The following is a 14,399-nucleotide window of genomic DNA, read 5'->3' as shown; positions in this document are numbered from 1 at the left end:
TGGCCGATCAATCGGCCGTCAGCAGGGCCTCGAGTTCCGCAGGGCTCTTCCAGTGCCAACGACACACGGAACGCGGCAACGCCCAGCGGTCGCTGTCGGGGCGCACTCGGCCGGTCTCCGTCGTGAACGCCGCTTCAAGGCCCAGTTCCGGGCCGCGGCGCGGCAGATAGGTCGAACGCACGAACTCGGGCACATGGCCGAAGGGGTAGGCGAAGCAGGTGGGCCGCTGCCCCAGCACTTCAGCGAGGAACGCCTGTGCCTGTGCGATCTCGTAGTCCGCCTTGGGCTCGTCGTCCACGGCGAAGAAGTCGCCGCGCGCGAGCTGGAGTGATTCCTCAAGCGGCAGGATGGGATGGTTGTGGTCCCAACTGTGGTTGCCGAACACCATGTGGCCGGTGCCCTGCGCCGCCGCCCACCAGTCGCTGTCGAGGTCGTTGCGGTCGAACAGGCACTGGCGGTCCATCGCGGCGCGCGCCGCGGGCGAGGCGATCAGGAAGCTGGTGAGGCTGGCTTCGGCACGCGCGGCGGGGTCCTCGCGGACCCAATCCTGCAGCACGCCCAGCAGCGACGGTTGCGGGCCGTGCGCGCCGTACTCGCGACCGGGCAATGCGTCGAACGCGGTGCCGTCATCGCAGGTGAGCGCCACGGCACCGTCCAGCGTCGACCAGGCACGTCGGCCGAGCAGCGCATCAACGACCGCTTGCAGCGGCACGACGCACAAGCCCAAACGCGCGATCACCTTCAGGTCCTCACGCAGCGCGACGTGGTCGTTCTGTGCGTAGTCCGGGCCGTCGATCAGACCGGCGTGGTAGGTGAGGATGTGCATGGGCTTCGCGCAAGACGGCTTCTGCCCGGATTGTAAGGGCAGAGGGCTCGATGACCCCCGCCCCAAGGTCAGGCGTAGAGATCCAGAACGCCCCGGCCGACTCGACCCACGATCACGTTCGACTCGCGCTGGGTTCCAGCGAGCACGATCGCGTCACCCTCGTCGTCACCCGCGAAGCCCTTCGCGGTCTTCGCCGCGTCCTCGTTCGAGGACTGTGCATGCTTCTGCCCGACATCGGCGTGCCCCAGCTGCAGGCCCTGCTGCGCGAGCATCTCGCGCAGTTTCGGCAGCGCGTCCTGCAGGGCCTGGCGGGTGTCCTGCTGGGTGGCGGTGAAGCCGAGCTCGACGCGATCGCCGTCGAGCTTCAGGCGGATCTCGACCGGCCCGAGGCCGTCGGGGCTGATGCGCAGCGTGGCTTCGCCGCCCTGCTGTTCGGCGATCCACTGCAGACGCGCACCCACCTCTTCGGCGAAGCGCGGCGACGGCAGCGGCACCGGCGCGGGGAAGGCCGCGGCGAGATCGAGCTTGTGCAGGGCCGGCGTGGGCGAGGTCGGCGCCAGTGGCGCGGCGTCCGGCGCCCGCTCGAGGCCCAGCGTTTCGGTGAGTGCGGTGAGCGCCGCGGTATCGCTGTCGTCGGCCACGGGCAGGCGCAGCGACGCCGGTTGGCGCGCCAGCGCGGCGGCCAAGGCATCGGGGCCCGCGGCGTTCGCCAGCGGCATGGGGATCGCGGCCGCAGCCATCGTCGACGCCACGCCTTTGTCGAGCGCGAGAGCAGTCACCGTCGAAGGGCTGGCGCTGTCCGGCAGGCGCGCATCGACGGCCTCGGGGAGCAGGGCGCCGAGCGCAAAACCACGCGCCGAGGCCAGCGTCGATGCCGCGGCCTGCGCGCCCGCTTGGGCAGCGAGCACGGGGCTGCCGGGAAACAGTGACGACAGGCCCGGCGGCGGCCAACCAGGTGCCGGCGCCGCGGCGTCGAAGCCGGCATCGCTCGGCGTCGCCGGACTCGCGCTCGCATCCAGGGTGGACAGTGTCGTCGCCAATGTCGTGGGGAGCGCCGTCGCGATCGCAGCGGCCGCAGGAAGCGTCGGGGCAGGCACGTCAGGCAGCGCCTGCAGGACGGGCATCGCGCCCTCGAGCGCGCTGGCGGTCAGCGCATCGAGGCTCGCCGCGGCTTCATCCAGCGCGGCGGCGAAGCCGCCCGGCGCGGCATCCGCCGTTGCACCGGCGCCGTCGGGCAGCGGCCCATCGGCAAGGGCGGGCATCGGCGTCGTCGAAGGCGCACCGAGCGCGGCGGAGAAGCTGGGCAGCGTCATGGCGTGTCCTTGGTCTGGCGTTCGCGGTGCGCACGGGCACCGAGGTCGTCGAGAACGCTCTGGTCGCGGCGCTCCTCGGCCTTGAGCTCGACGCTGCGGTAGCTCGCCGCGAGCTTCTCCAGCACCAGCTTGTCGCGGCTGGCGAGCAGCAGGCGCGTGCGCTCGATGGCCAGCGACTCCTCGCTGGTGGCGATGTGTTTCTGCTGCGTCACCACGGCGTCGTCGATCTTGGCGAGGAAGGCCGCCCGGTTGAGCAGCTGGCTCGCCGAGACGGCGGTGCCGGGCACCGGCGGGGCTTCGTACTCGCCGCGGAAGCGCTCGAGGTCGCCGAGGCGCTGCGCCTGCTGCTGATGCGCCTGCACGCGCTTGGCGAGCTCCTTGGCGAGGGCATCCTCGCGGCTCTCGGCGCGGCGGATCAGCGGATCGAGGCGCTTGGAATTCACGGGCTGGCCTCCAGCAACTGGACAAGCGCGGCCTTGCTCGATTCTAGACTGGCGCCCTCGTGAACGTCCTGGCCGAGGAAGGCTTGGATGGCGGGCCAGCGGGCGATGGCTTCGTCCACCAGCGGGTCGGCACCGCGCTGGTAGGCGCCGATGGCGATCAGGTCGCGCTGCGCGGAATACGCCGCCATCAGCCGCTTCAAGCGGCGAATGCGCTCGCGGGTGGCGAGGTCGGCGATCTCGGTGACGACGCGCGAGACCGAACGCTCGATGTCGATCGCCGGATAGAGGCCCGAATCGGCGATGCGGCGGTCGAGCACGATGTGGCCGTCGAGGATCGCGCGCGCCGCGTCGGCGATGGGCTCCTGCTGGTCGTCGCCTTCGGTGAGCACGGTGTAGAACGCGGTGATCGAACCGCGGCCGGCCGGGCCCATGCCGGCGCGCTCCACGAGCGCAGGCAGTCGCGCGAACACCGACGGCGGGTAGCCGCGCGTTGTGGGCGGCTCGCCGATGGAAAGGCCGATCTCACGCTGCGCCTGCGCGAAGCGCGTCAGCGAATCCATCAGCAGCAGCACGTTCAAGCCCTGGTCGCGGAAGTGCTCGGCGATGGCCGTGGCGCGCAGCGCGCCATGGATGCGCGCCAGCGGCGGACGATCGGCGGGCGAGGCGACGACGACGGCGCGCTTCAACCCGGCGGGGCCGAGCGTGCTTTCGACGAAATCGCGCACTTCGCGACCACGTTCGCCGATCAGCCCGACCACGACGACGTCGGCCTGGGTGTACTTGGTCATCATGCCCAGCAGCGTCGATTTACCCACGCCGGAACCGGCGAACAGGCCGACGCGCTGGCCACGGCCGATCGGCAGCATCGCGTTGATGGCGCGCACGCCGACATCGAGGCCCTGGGTGATCGGTTCGCGGGCGAGCGGGTTCAGCGGCACGCCGGTGAGCCCGGTGTAGCCGTCGGGGCGCGGCGGCGGCCGGCCGTCGAGCGCATGGCCATCGCTGTCGATGACGCGGCCGAGCAGGCCCTCGCCCACCGCCACGCGCCCGCGCGCCCAGCCCGGCACCACGCGCGCGCGCGGCAGCAGGCCGTGCAGGTCGGTGGTGGGCATCAGGAAGGTCTTGTCGCCGGCGAAGCCGACGACTTCCGCCTCGACGAACTGGCCGCCCTGCGCTTCGATGCGGACGGCGGAGCCGAGCGGCACTTCGCAGCCTTCGGCTTCCAACGTGAGCCCGACGGCGCGACGCAGCACGCCTTCGCGCACGGTGCCGAGGCGATCAAGCTGTGGCTCGAGCGTGGACAGACGCGCCGCGAGCCGAGCGTCGCGCGAGGCCAGCAGTTGGCCGGTGGCGGTGCTCATGCGCCGCTGCCGATCGGATTGAGCACGGCCGCGAGCGCCGCCTGCAGGCGCGAATCGGTGCGCGCGTCGATGCGCACGCCGTCGCCGTGGATGCGCACGTCGCCGCGCGCCAGCTGCGGGTCGGTGATGACGCGGGCATCCGGCCACTGCGGCAACCAGGGCTGCAGCATCTTCGCGTCCTCGGGATGCACGCGCAGTTCGATGTCGCGCTGGCCAGGGCCGACCGCATCGATGGCGGTGCGCACCAGCTGGGACAGCAGCTCCGGATCGGCCTCGTAGGCGCGGCCGATCAGCGCACCGGCGATGCGCACGGCCATCTGCCCGAGCGCGGCATGCACCTCGTCATCGAGGCGACCGAGCGGCCGTGCCATGGCTTCGACGACGCCTTCGATCTGCGCGACCAGCTTGCGCACCTCGGCCTCGCCGGCCTTCATGCCTTCGCGGCGACCGGCCTCGAAACCTTCCTTGCGCGCGGACTCTTCGATGCGCTGCAGCTCGTCGATCGAAGGCGGCTTGGGCGGCGGCGGCGCGTCGAGCGCCGGCACGCGCCAGAGGGCGGCGGCGTCGCTCACACGAACTCCTCTTTGGCGCCGCCGAGGCTGATGGTGCCTTCGTCAGCAAGACGCCGGACGATGGCGAGGATTTCCTTCTGCGCGCCCTCGACATCGCTGAGCTTGACCGGGCCGCGATCGTCCATGTCTTCCTTGAGGATGGCGGCGGCGCGCTGCGACATGTTCTTGAGCACCTTCTCCTTGACCTCGGGCGATCCGCCGCGCAAGGCCAGCGGCAGGCGGTCGCCGGGCACTTCGCGCAGGATGGCCTGCATCGACTTGTCGTCGACGCCGGCGAGGTCGTCGAACACGAACATCAGGTCCTGGATCTGGTCCGACAGCGCCTGGTCGATCTTGCCGATGGCACCGAGGATGATCTGGTCCTGCCCGGTCTCGACGAAGTTGAGGATGTTCGCGGCCGTCTTGATGCCGCCGATGGTGGTGGCCTTGCTGTTCTGCGAACCTGCGAACTGCTTCTCCATCACCTCGTTCAGTTCGTTCAACGCCACCGGCGGCACATTGTCGAGCGTGGCCACGCGCAGCACCACGTCGGCGCGCACGCGCTCGGGGAAGTTCCGCAGCGTCTCGGCGGCCTGGTCGGGCTCGAGATGCGACATCACGATGGCCATGATCTGCGGATGCTCGTTGCGGATCAGGTCGGCGATCGCGCGCGGGTCCATCCACTTCAACATCTCCATGCCCGAGCTGTTGCGCCCGAGCAGGATGCGGTCGATGACGCTGCCGGCCTTGTCCTCGCCGAGGGCCTGCACCAACACCTTGCGCACGTAGTCATCGGCACCGACGCCGACCGACGTCTGCTTGTCGAGCGCAGTGGCGAACTCGCCGACCACGGCCTCGATCTGCTCGCGCGAGACGGCACCGACGCCGGCCATGGCCTGGCCGACCTTCTGCACTTCCTTCGCCGACATGTGCTTGAGCACCTCGGCGGCTTCGACCTCGCCGAGCGAAAGCATCAGGATCGCGGCCTTCTCGACGCCGCTGAATTCGCTCTTCTTGTCAGGCATCGTTCGCCATCCATTCCTTCACGACCTGGGCGACGCGGCGCGGATCCTCTTTGACGGCATTGCGCGCGTACTCGATCTTGCCTTCGATGCTGGTCGGCGGCGCGAATCCGGCGCCGGCCTGCCCGGGCAGCGCGAGCGCCGTGCCGGGAGCCCCCGGCGGCAGCGCGGCCTGCCCCGCGGCACCGGCGCTGCCGGGCAGCAGCGGGGTGCCATCGGCAGCATACGCCGGGCTGTTCTCGTCGGCGTTACGGACGGGAACGGCCAGCAGCTGCTTCATGGCCGGGCGGATCACGAGGAAGATCAGCAGCAGCACCAGCAGCGCGCCGATGGCGATTCGGCCGATCTGCCAGACGAGCGGGTTCTCCCAGATCGGCGCAGCGATCTCTTCCAGCGGTTCCGGCGCGATGAAGGGCGCGTTCACCACGGTGACGACGTCGCCGCGCTGCTCGTTGAAGCCAACGGCCTGTTTCACCAGCGCCTCGATGCGGCCGATCTCATCGGCGCTGAGCGCACGGAACGGCGCGGGCTCGCCCTCGGGCGCTTCTTCGCCTTCGGCCAAGGGCGCGGGCACGTTCGGCACGTTGTCGAGCACGACGGCGACGGTGATGCGCTTCACGCGGCCCACCGGCTGGCGGGTGTGGGTGAGGGTTCGGTCGAGTTCGAAGTTGCGCGTGCGGCTGCTCGCCGCCTCGCTCGCGCCGCCATCGACCGGCGCGGCATTGTCCGCCGCGGCGGTGGCATCGGCCGCACCGGCCGCGGGATCGGCGGCGGGGTCGGCGGGTGCCGCTGCGTCCGGGCCGGGCGGCGTGTTGCTGGTGGCGCCCGGCACGCCGCGGTCGGCGGCCTCGGCACGGCGCTCTTCGCTCACCTGCTCGCTGCGCAGCTGGCCGGATTCCGGCGTGTAGATCTCGCGCGCTTCCTCGACGGTGGCGAAGTCCATGTCGATCGCGACTTCGCTGCGGACGCGGCCCACGCCGACCAGGGGTTCGATCAGGCCGGCGACTTTCGCCGCCAGCGAGGATTCTTTCTCGCGCGTCAGGGCGAACTGTTCGGCGCTGATCGCGTTCGCGGAGTCCGGCGCGTCGCGCGTGAGCAGGCGGCCGGATTCATCGACGACAGTGACGCGATCCGGCGTGAGGTTCGGGATGCCGTTGGCGACGAGGTGCTGGATGGCCTGCACTTCGTCGGGCTTCATGAAGCGGCCCGGCAGCAGGCCGATCACCACTGAGGCGGCCGCCGGCTGCTGCTGGCGCGTGAACGCCGAAGGACGCGGCAGGGCGAGGTGCACGCGCGCCTCGCGGATCGGCCGCAGCTGCTTGATGGTCTTGGCGAGCTCGCTTTCGAGCGCGCGCTGGTAGCGGGCGGTCTCGACGAACTGGCTCACGCCGAAGCCGGGGTCGCGCTCGATCAGGGCCATGCCGGGGCCGTCACTGCCGCTCAGGCCGGCGGTGGCCAGCGCCATGCGCGCCTCCTGCAGGCGCTCACCCGGCACCTGCACGTCGCCGGTGGCGGCATTGATCTCGACGGGGATCTGCGCGCCGCGCAGCGCATCGGCGAACTCGGCGGCGGTCGCGGCGTCGATGCCGCTTTGCACGGTGACGAGCGCCGGCTTCTGCAACCAGAAGAACGCCCACAGCCCACCGGCGATCGCCAGCGTGAGCAGGCCCATCGTCCACAGCTGGCGCATCAGGCCGGCCTGGCCGATCTGTGCGATCAGGCCGGGCGAGGACGGTGGGGATTGCGGGACGACAACGGCATTCATGGGTTCGGTCCGTGCCTTACAGCGGCATGTTCATGACGTCCTGGTAGGCCTGCACCAAGCGGTTTCGCACCTCGACCGTGGCCCGGAAGGCGACGCTCGAGGCCTGGGCGGCCACCATCACGCGGGCGAGGTCGGCTTTCGGATCGCCGCGCTCGAAGGCGGCCTGCAGGTCACGGGTTTCGGCCTGCAGGCTGTTCACTTTCTTCAGGGCGTTGCCGAGGGCGTCGCCGAAGCTCGGCGCGCCAACCCCGGCGGCTCCGCCGACGCCAGCAGGCGCGTTGGTTCCACCCAGGCCACCCACGCCACCGGCCGCGCCGGGGCCGCCGCCCGGCAGGGCTTGGCCCACCTGGCTCTGGTAGCTGCGGATCTGGCTCAGGACGGAGGAGATGGCGTCGGACATGGGAGCGGGCGTCGGGCCACGGACGGTCAGGTGCCGGGAAGGGTGCAAGCCGCGTGCCATGCTTCGCCGCCGCCGCGCCGGCGGGTTTCCGCCGCATGCGACCATGCGCCCATGGACGCGCTCGCCTTGCCCCCCGCCATCGATGCCGCACTGGCGGGCCTCATCCGAACCGTGGGCACCCTCGAAGGCTGGTTGACGTCGCCGTGGCTGGGCCTGGCTTGGCTGGGCTACGTGCTGGTGCTCGCCGCCTGGATCATCCGCCAGCGTCGCGAGCCGGTGGCCACGCTCGCTTGGCTGCTGGCCCTGGCTTGGCTGCCGGTCCTCGGCTGGGCCGTTTACTGGTGGCTGGGCCCGCAGCGCATCCACCGGCGCAAGCTGAAGCGCCTTCGCGCTCGGCTGGCACTCGCGGCAGCGCGCCTGCCGCCCTGCGGCGACCCCTCCGAGGAAGGCCAGGAACGGCTGATCGAGGCGGCCACCGGCCACGCGCCCACCCGCGCCACGTCCATCGACCTGCTGACCGGGGGCGAACGCACCTTCGATGCGCTGTTCGAGGCGATCCTGGCGGCCCGAGAGTCGGTCCACCTCGAGTACTACATCTACGAGCCGGACAGCGTCGGCACCCGCCTTCGCGATCTGTTGGCGGAACGGGCCCGCGCCGGCGTGCAGGTGCGCCTGCTCATCGACGGCCTCGGCTCACGGAAGTGTTCACCGCGCTTCCTGCAGCCGCTGCGCGAGGCCGGTGCCGAGGTGGCGTGGTTCCACCCGCTGAAGCTTGGCCACGTGCTGTGGCGCCCCACGCTGAACCTGCGCACGCACCGCAAGATCGCCGTCATCGACGGCCGTACCGGCTTCACCGGTGGCGTGAACATCAGCGACACCCAGAGCGAGCGGGCTTCGGCGGCCGCCTTCCACGACCTGCACCTGCGGATGGAGGGCGAAGTGGTGCGCGCTCTGCAGCTGGCCTTCGCGGAGGACTGGCACTACGCCACCGGCCGCACGTTCAGCGAAGCCATGCACTGGCCGCCTTTGCCGATCGGCGACGTGCGCTGCCAGCTCGTGCCCTCCGGGCCCGACAACCCGCTGGCCCCGATCCACCGCGTTCATGTCGAAGCCCTGCACAACGCCAAACGCCGCGTCTGGCTGATGACGCCCTACTTCGTTCCGGATGCCGCCGTGCTGCTGGCGCTGACGTCCGCCGCACTCAGCGGCCTCGACGTTCGCCTGCTGGTGCCGCGCCGCAACGACAACCGCCTGGTGCGGGCCGCGGCGCGCAGCTTCTACCCCGAGCTGCTCGACGCCGGCGTGCGCGTGTTCGAATTCCAGCCGCGAATGCTGCACGGCAAGGCCTTGCTGGTGGACGACGAGATCGCCCTGATCGGCAGTGCCAACGTCGACCCGCGCAGCTTCTGGCTGAATTTCGAGCTGTCGGTGCTGGCCCGCGACGCCCGCGTCGCGGCGCGGTTGGCCGCGCGGATCTCGGAAGACCTCGAGCAATCGAAGGAAGTGCCGCGCGGCTGGCAACCGTCCGGCCTGCAGGCCTACACCGACAGCGCCGCGCGACTGCTCGCCCCGCTCCTCTAAGGGCGGAAGGTCGCGGCGGCGCACGCTAGACTCGGCGCCGAATCCCCTCGGAGCGCCGACGATGGCGTGGTTGATCCTGCTGGCCGCCCTGGCCTGTTTCGCGATGGCGGTGCTGCTGCCGGTCGGCACCGGCGTGGTGGTGCTGCTCCTGCTGGCCGCACTGGCCTTGCTGCTGCTCGGCACCACGCGCCTGCTGCGCGATCGCGCCGAGGCCACCGGCCGCGCGCAGTCGCGGATGCTGGACGACGCCGAAATTCAGCGCGTGCGCGAGGCGCTCGACGCGCGACGGCAGGCGTCCGAGCAGTAAACGACGCGATCCCAGTCGCGCTCCCATTTCTTCCGCCAGTCGAAGGGGCGCTGGCACACCGGACAGACCTTGCTCGGCCGGGCCGGGCGGCGCGACTCACGTGTCGGCACAGACCACCCGGTTGCGGCCCTGGCGCTTGGCCTCGTAAAGCGCTTGGTCAGCGCTTCGCATCAGCGACGACGGCACCTCCGCCGCGCTGGGCCAGGCCACCGCCACGCCGACGCTCACCGTGACGCCCGTGCGGGCACGCTCCACCGCATCGCGCAGCAGCTCCGCACGACGCGCCGCGGCTTCCAGCGTCGCGCCAGGAAGCAGCAGGGTGAACTCCTCGCCACCGTAGCGCGCAAGGATCTCGACCGGCACGCTCAGGTCGGTGCGCAGCAGCGCCGCCACTTCGATGAGCACGCGGTCGCCCTCGAGGTGGCCGTGATGGTCGTTGTAGCGCTTGAAGTGGTCGACATCGATCATCAGCGCCGCCAGCGGCAGACCCTGCTCGGCGCAGCGCGCCCACTCGCGGCCCAAGGCCTGCTCGAGCGCGCGCCGGTTATGCGTGCCGGTCAACGGGTCTTCCACGGCCATCTCGGCAAGCCGCGAATTGGCGCGCTCCAGCTCGAGCGTGCGGTCGGCGATGCGTTGCTCGAGCTGGCGGTTCTGCCCCTCGACGCGGCGCACGCGGCGCCGTCCGATCACGCGCGACACCCACACCGCCAGCCCGACGAGCGCCAGCAACAGCACGCCGCGCAACACCGGCTCCTCGAACCAGCGTGGCATCACCAGTAGCCGAACGCGCAAGGGTTCGATCCGTCGACCGCTCGGGAGCTGACCTTCCACTTCGAACAGGTACTCGCCCGGATCGAGACCGCGGATCGTCAGATCGCAGTCGGACCAGTCCGAAACGGTCGGAGCGATCTGCGAGAGGCGGTAGCGGAACCGCGCGCCGGACTCGAGCGTGCCGAGCGTGAAGCGCAGGCGCAGCGGTTGGCCGGAGAGGATCGTCAGGCTGTCGCGTTCGATCTCTCCGGCGCGCAGCTCGCCATCGTCGCCTTGCACCAGCAACTGGTCGAAGCCCACCGCCAGGTCGGGCATCGGCAGCACCGGCCCCTCGGGCGCGTACTGCAGCACGCCGTTCCACACGGGCACACGCAGTACGCCACCGCGGCTCACGCGTGGCGGGCCGAATCCGGTGCTCGACCAGCCGCCGATCTGCACGCGTTCCCATGCCATCGTCGACGCCGGGCGGCGCATCAGGTCGCGCGGCGTGTAGGCGAAAAGGCCCATGGTCGTCTCGATCACGCTGAGCTTGCCGGGCTGCACGAGTTCGGCGATCCACTCCGGCGTCTCGGAGAATTCGAAGCGCGCGCCAGCGGGATCGAAACGATAGGTCGCGCCCTTGGCCCAGGCACTCAGTTCGCCGTCGATGAAGAACAGCTTGGGGCGATCCTCGCCGTCGATCGGAAGGCCCTGTTCCTCACCGAAGGCATCGGCGGCCACGCGTTCGCGGGCGACGAGATCGAGTCGCCAACGCTGCGGTGGGCCGCGGTCGTCGCTCAGCCAGAACTCGCCCTCGGCGGTCTGGATCACGTCGATGATCGCCATGCCCTGCAGCGGCCAGCGGGCGGCGATCGTCCAAGCGCCGTCATCGAAGGCCAGCAGGAAGAATTCCTTGTCCGTGTAGGTGATCGCCAGGTCGGTGTGGTTGCGGACGAGCTGCGGGGTATAGACCGTTTCTCCCGCATGCAGGGTGCGCGGCTCGCGCGACCCCGGCTTCAGTTCGATCAGGCCCTCGCGATGGCCCACCAGCATTGCGCGCTCGTCCGCCATGAGGCCATAGCCCTCGAGCTGCACGAAGGGCATGCGCTCGGAACGCACGCTGCCGGCGCCATCGTCGGTCATGCGGAACAGGCCGCGGGCCGTGGTGATCCACAGCGCGCCGTCGAACTCCGTCGTGTCACTCACCAGGCCGCGCACACCATGGCTGGCGTCGAGAATCGACCAGGCCGATGGCATGCCGAGGCGGACGATCTCGGTGTCGGTGACGGCCCACAACGTCCCCTCGCTGTCGCGCGCCAGATCCGCGACCGACTGGTCGGCGATCTTCACGCGCTGACGCAGGCGCAGGCCGGCGTCCACCACCATCACCTCGCCATCGAGCGTCGAGAACGCGAAGCCGCCGCCATCGAGCGGCACCGTGACGTAGACGGACAATTCGCCATCAGGCCAGGCGAGGGCGCGCTCCACGCCGCTGTCGTCGAGGCGCCACACGCCGTTGCCGGCGACGACGAAGCGGCTGCCGCCCCAGCCCACGATGTTGGACACCGGCATGCGCCGGAAGGCTTCGCCACCCGTCACCAGTTGCAGCTTGCCGTCGCGCAGCCAGCCGAGGCCGCGATCCTGGATGCGCGCGTAGAGGTCGCCGCCGAAGGCGATGACGCTGCGCATGTCCGGGCCCATCGGCCAGCTGCGCGTCGGCGCGCCGTTCGCCGGCATCAGGTGCAGGAAGTTCTGCGACTGCACGTAGATGCCCTCGGGCGTCTGCAGCATCTCCCAGACCGGGCCGAGGCGGCGGTCGGCTTCCGGCAAACCGCTGCTGGCGAGCAGGTCGACGTAGCGATAGCCGCGGACCGGGTCGAGTTCGAGGCGGCCGTAGGTGTCGTTGCCACCCACCATGATGGTCCCGTCCGGAAGACGTCGCACGAGGGTGGCATTAACGCCGATCGGCAGCGGCACCGTCGTCCATTCCGCACCGTCGTGCACCAGCACGCCGTCCTGCGAAGCGACGTAAATCTTTCCGGGCGCGGCTGCCACCGACCACAGCGAGGGCGCGGCCCGGTACTGATCGGGGCCAATGCGCTGGCTGATCGGCACGCCGGCCAGCCCCGAGGCCTGCACGAGCGCCGACGCCGCCAGCGCGAACGCCGACACGAGGAGGGTGTACCAACGCAGCGGAGGCCGGACGGTCATCCCCGCATTATGGCCTCCATGCGCCGCGCCGCGCCGGTGGGCTTGCCCTCGGACTGAGGCGACGGGCACGCTTCGAGGCTCAAGAAGGCCCTCCATGACCCTGCTCAGCGTCAACGTCAACAAGATCGCCGTGCTGCGCAACTCGCGTGGTGGCCGACTGCCCGCACCGGTGGACGAAGCCCTGCGATGCGTCGCCGCCGGCGCCCGAGGCATTACCGTGCACCCGCGCCCCGACCGCCGCCACATCACCGCGGAGGACGTCGCCGCCATCGCGGCCGCATTGCCGGACGGCGTGGAGTTCAACATCGAGGGCAACCCGTTTGCGCCGCCGCGGGAGGGCTACCCCGGCCTGCTCGCGCTGGCTCGCGCCACTCGGCCGGCACAGGTCACCTTCGTCCCCGATGGTGACGGGCAGATCACCTCCGACCACGGCTTCGACCCGAGCGCATTGCCCGCGACGATGGCCGCGCAGATCGCCGCTTTCAGAGCGCTGGGTTGCAGGGTTTCGCTATTCGTCGACGCTGGCGAGGTGCATTTCGAAAGCCTGCGCGCCGCCGGTGCCGACCGCATCGAGCTGTACACCGGCCCGTATGCGGAAGCGCATGAGGCGGCGCACATCAGTGCGTCGAAGGGAACTGGCGGTGTGGCAGGCCAGGCTTTCCGTGATGCGCTCGCCGCCTGCCGGCGCAGCGCCGAGGCGGCGCAGGCGATCGGCCTCGGCGTCAACGCCGGGCACGACCTCTCGCAAGCCAATCTCGCTGCGTTCCTCGCCGAGGTCCCCGGCGTGCTGGAGGTCTCCATCGGCCATGCCTTGATCGCCGGAGCGCTGGTCGACGGTCTCGCCGAAACCGTGCGCCGCTACCGCGCGATCACCGGCGGCTGAGGACCAACCGCGCCTTCGATGTCCGGAAACGACAACGCCGCCCGGAGGCGGCGTTGCGTTGGACAAAGGCCGGCGCGTTGCCGGCCCGTCCGCCTTATTGCGCGACCTGGTCGACGAACGCGATCTTTTCCATCTGCGCGTTCTTGGCGCGGGCGAGCACTTTCGCCAGCACCTCGTATTCGGCTTCCGCATCGACCTCGATCTCGAGCTTCGGCTGCTCTTCCGGCTTCAGCACCTGCGTACGCACCTGCGTGATGTCGGCGAACTGGTCTTCCAGCGTCGACAGCGGGGCCGGCGTGCCGTTGATCAGGATCTCACCCGACGACAGGATCTGTAGCTTGACCGGCGGCGGCGGCTCGGTCGGCGGCGGCGGTGGCGGATTGCGCATGCGCTGCGGCAGCGTGACGTTGATCAGCGAAGCCGGCGTCGGCGCCGTCACCATGAAGATGATCAGCAGCACCAGCAGGATGTCGATCAGCGGCACGACGTTCATGTCGGACTTGGGGCCGGAACCGCCCCCTGCGGAAAACGCCATGGTTCAGTTCCCCGATTCCGGTTCGGACACGAAGTTGATCGAACGCATGCCCGCCACGCGAACGCGGGTGGTCACGTCCTGGATCAACGCGTACTTGGTTTCGCTGTCGGCGCGCAGCAGCACGTCCGGCTGCGGCTCCTTCTGCGCCTCAACGGCGAGTCGGGTGTCCAGCATCTCCTTGCCGGCGAGCGCCTCGTCGGCCCAGAAGATCGTGCCGTCCTCGCGGACCGAGAGCGTGATCGGCGGCACCTTGGGCGCCGGCGGACGAGCGTCCACCGTCGCTTTCGGCAGCTCCACTTTCACGTTCTCGGACACCGAGGCCGTGACCATGAAGATGATCAGCAGCACCAGCATCACGTCGACGAGCGGGACGACGTTCGGTTCGGTGAAACCGCCGTCCGTGTCAGAACTGAAGGCCATAAAGGATCTCCGCGGAGAGGGGGGTCAACCC

15 protein-coding genes are annotated in these 14,399 nt (G+C 70.4%); 3 read left to right on the top strand and 12 right to left on the bottom strand.

What is annotated here, in order from left to right; translation table 11 throughout:
- Positions 1 to 7 precede the first annotated feature (7 nt).
- The 8 genes from O9255_RS04300 to fliE all read right to left on the bottom strand — a co-directional run bounded on the left by O9255_RS04300 (position 8) and on the right by fliE (position 7,681).
- Positions 8 to 826: a polysaccharide deacetylase family protein gene (locus O9255_RS04300; protein ID WP_297865602.1), complete on the bottom strand. Its 819-nt coding sequence runs from the start codon at positions 824 to 826 to the stop codon at positions 8 to 10.
- 68 nt (positions 827 to 894) lie between these two features.
- On the bottom strand, positions 895 to 2,139 hold the full coding sequence (locus O9255_RS04295) for a flagellar hook-length control protein FliK (protein ID WP_297865601.1): 1,245 nt from the start codon (positions 2,137 to 2,139) through the stop codon (positions 895 to 897).
- Complete coding sequence (gene fliJ, locus O9255_RS04290) at positions 2,136 to 2,582, bottom strand: flagellar export protein FliJ (RefSeq protein ID WP_297865600.1); 447 nt, start codon at positions 2,580 to 2,582, stop codon at positions 2,136 to 2,138. Before fliJ ends, O9255_RS04295 begins: the two co-directional genes overlap by 4 nt.
- Entirely contained in the window at positions 2,579 to 3,943 is a 1,365-nt protein-coding gene (locus tag O9255_RS04285) for a FliI/YscN family ATPase (RefSeq protein WP_297865599.1), read from the bottom strand. Before O9255_RS04285 ends, fliJ begins: the two co-directional genes overlap by 4 nt.
- Positions 3,940 to 4,515: a FliH/SctL family protein gene (locus O9255_RS04280; RefSeq protein ID WP_297865598.1), complete on the bottom strand. Its 576-nt coding sequence runs from the start codon at positions 4,513 to 4,515 to the stop codon at positions 3,940 to 3,942. The genes O9255_RS04285 and O9255_RS04280 overlap by 4 nt, the downstream gene beginning before the upstream one ends.
- Positions 4,512 to 5,519 carry a flagellar motor switch protein FliG gene (gene fliG / locus O9255_RS04275; protein WP_297865597.1) on the bottom strand — a complete coding sequence of 336 codons (1,008 nt, stop codon included), beginning with the start codon at positions 5,517 to 5,519 and terminating at the stop codon, positions 4,512 to 4,514. The genes O9255_RS04280 and fliG overlap by 4 nt, the downstream gene beginning before the upstream one ends.
- Complete coding sequence (gene fliF, locus O9255_RS04270) at positions 5,512 to 7,281, bottom strand: flagellar basal-body MS-ring/collar protein FliF (RefSeq protein WP_297865596.1); 1,770 nt, start codon at positions 7,279 to 7,281, stop codon at positions 5,512 to 5,514. Before fliF ends, fliG begins: the two co-directional genes overlap by 8 nt.
- A gap of 16 nt (positions 7,282 to 7,297) precedes the next feature.
- On the bottom strand, positions 7,298 to 7,681 hold the full coding sequence (fliE, locus tag O9255_RS04265) for a flagellar hook-basal body complex protein FliE (RefSeq protein ID WP_297865595.1): 384 nt from the start codon (positions 7,679 to 7,681) through the stop codon (positions 7,298 to 7,300).
- A 111-nt stretch (positions 7,682 to 7,792) separates the two neighbouring features.
- On the opposite strand from fliE, the gene cls reads away from it, so the two are divergent.
- Positions 7,793 to 9,262, top strand: a complete 1,470-nt coding sequence (gene cls / locus O9255_RS04260) for a cardiolipin synthase (protein ID WP_297865594.1) — start codon at positions 7,793 to 7,795, stop codon at positions 9,260 to 9,262.
- Between the two features lie 61 nt (positions 9,263 to 9,323).
- Complete coding sequence (locus O9255_RS04255; RefSeq protein WP_297865593.1) at positions 9,324 to 9,569, top strand: hypothetical protein; 246 nt, start codon at positions 9,324 to 9,326, stop codon at positions 9,567 to 9,569.
- Here the strand turns inward: O9255_RS04255 and O9255_RS04250 are convergent.
- A complete protein-coding gene (locus O9255_RS04250; RefSeq protein ID WP_343228698.1) occupies positions 9,518 to 9,679 on the bottom strand; it encodes a DUF2256 domain-containing protein in 162 nt (53 codons plus the stop codon). The genes O9255_RS04255 and O9255_RS04250 overlap by 52 nt on opposite strands.
- A complete protein-coding gene (locus O9255_RS04245) occupies positions 9,666 to 12,530 on the bottom strand; it encodes a GGDEF domain-containing protein (RefSeq protein ID WP_297865591.1) in 2,865 nt (954 codons plus the stop codon). Before O9255_RS04245 ends, O9255_RS04250 begins: the two co-directional genes overlap by 14 nt.
- Before the next feature lie 94 nt (positions 12,531 to 12,624).
- On the opposite strand from O9255_RS04245, the gene O9255_RS04240 reads away from it, so the two are divergent.
- Entirely contained in the window at positions 12,625 to 13,413 is a 789-nt protein-coding gene (locus O9255_RS04240; RefSeq protein WP_297865590.1) for a pyridoxine 5'-phosphate synthase, read from the top strand.
- Positions 13,414 to 13,507: 94 nt separating this feature from the next.
- On the opposite strand, the gene O9255_RS04235 is transcribed toward O9255_RS04240, so the two are convergent.
- Together O9255_RS04235 and O9255_RS04230 are read right to left on the bottom strand one after the other, a co-directional pair.
- Entirely contained in the window at positions 13,508 to 13,948 is a 441-nt protein-coding gene (locus tag O9255_RS04235) for a biopolymer transporter ExbD (RefSeq protein ID WP_297865589.1), read from the bottom strand.
- A 3-nt stretch (positions 13,949 to 13,951) separates the two neighbouring features.
- Positions 13,952 to 14,368: a biopolymer transporter ExbD gene (locus O9255_RS04230; protein WP_297865588.1), complete on the bottom strand. Its 417-nt coding sequence runs from the start codon at positions 14,366 to 14,368 to the stop codon at positions 13,952 to 13,954.
- Between the last annotated feature and the right edge of the window lie 31 nt (positions 14,369 to 14,399).

Origin of the sequence: Silanimonas sp., assembly GCF_027530345.1 — a bacterium.
Lineage (GTDB): Bacteria > Pseudomonadota > Gammaproteobacteria > Xanthomonadales > Xanthomonadaceae > Silanimonas.
This window is presented reverse-complemented; position numbering and strand designations above follow the sequence as displayed.